We start from the raw sequence: 679 nt of genomic DNA on the forward strand, positions 1-679 counted from the left end.
TTAACAGCAGAAACAGAAGCCTTAACAGTAAAGGCAAAAGTATTTGATCCAGCTCATGTAGAAAAGATGGTAGTAAAAGAACAACCAACAAAACTAATCTACACAGAAGGAGAAAAACTAGCACTAGCAGGACTAGAAGTAACATTAACAGACAATCACGGCTTAACAAAAGATGTAGAATTTAAAGACTTTGCAGCAAATGGAATCACAGCAGCACCAGCAAATGATACAGCTTTAACAGTAGCAGCTAATAACGGCAAGACAGTTAAATTAACAAAAGCAAGCTTAACAGCAGAAACAGAAGCCTTAACAGTAAATGCAAAAGTATTTGATCCAGCTCATGTAGAAAAGATGGTAGTAAAGACACAACCAAAACTAAGCTACACAGAAGGAGACAAACTAGACTTAACAAAACTAGTTGTAACATTAACAGACAAGCAAGGCTTAACAAAAGATGTAGAATTTAAAGACTTTGCAGCAAATGGAATCACAGCAGCACCAGCAAATGATACAGCTTTAACAGTAGATGACCACAACGCAAAGACAGTTAAATTAACAAAAGCAAGCTTAACAGCAGAAACAGAAGCCTTAACAGTAAATGCAAAAGTATTTGATCCAGCTCATGTAGAAAAGATGGTAGTAAAGACACAACCAACAAAACTAAGCTACACAGAAGGAG

Annotated in this window: 1 protein-coding gene; it reads left to right on the plus strand. The window is 36.2% G+C overall.

What is annotated here, in order from left to right; all coding sequences use genetic code 11:
* On the plus strand, positions 1–679 hold a 679-nt coding region (locus tag WMO19_RS09840), incomplete at both ends, for a bacterial Ig-like domain-containing protein (protein WP_349171691.1).

It is taken from the genome of Peptoniphilus hominis (ex Hitch et al. 2025) (genome assembly GCF_040096015.1).
GTDB classification, from domain to species: domain Bacteria; phylum Bacillota; class Clostridia; order Tissierellales; family Peptoniphilaceae; genus Peptoniphilus_A; species Peptoniphilus_A hominis.